This window comes from Pseudoxanthomonas japonensis (genome assembly GCF_010093445.1).
GTDB classification, from domain to species: domain Bacteria; phylum Pseudomonadota; class Gammaproteobacteria; order Xanthomonadales; family Xanthomonadaceae; genus Pseudoxanthomonas_A; species Pseudoxanthomonas_A japonensis.
Map to the genome: position 1 here is coordinate 1 of NZ_PDWW01000067.1, position 517 is coordinate 517.

The following is a 517-nucleotide window of genomic DNA, read 5'->3' on the forward strand; positions in this document are numbered from 1 at the left end:
CTCACTCGAGCGTTACTGGCGCGGAGCGCACGCATACCTTAGCGTCTTAGCATGGCTCGCGGCGTTCATTCTCGCGAAGGCTTGTTTGTTGTCCTCAAAGCCACCCTGCGCCGTGCGTTCGCGCGGCTGAAGGCCGGACTGGGGGCCGCGCCATGAACCCGAACCATCATCCCGATTCCCCGACCCTGCTCGCGTTCTCCGCGGGTGCGCTTGCTGAGGCATTCGCCGCAGTCGTGATCGCCCACCTCGATGTCTGCGCGCAGTGCCGCGAACAGCTGGCGCTGGCCGACCGCATCGGCGGGCACCTGCTGGTGCAGCAGGAGGGTGCACCCTTGCCCGACGATGCCCGTGAACAGCTGCGTTCGCGCGTGCTGGCCCAGGGCAAGCCGCTGCCGCCGCGCCGCCGCCCCGCCCGTGCGCAGGTGGCCGCCGGCGAGTTGCCGCGCACGCTGCAACCCTATTTCGGCCAACGCTACGCGGACCTGCGCTGGCGCATGCTCGGCCCCGGCATCCACTA

Annotated in this window: 1 pseudogene; it reads left to right on the forward strand. The window is 69.4% G+C overall.

From position 1 onward, the window contains the following. Nucleotides 1-152: 152 nt before the first annotated feature. A pseudogene (locus tag CSC78_RS18795) lies at nucleotides 153-517 on the forward strand (ChrR family anti-sigma-E factor); the annotation flags it as partial.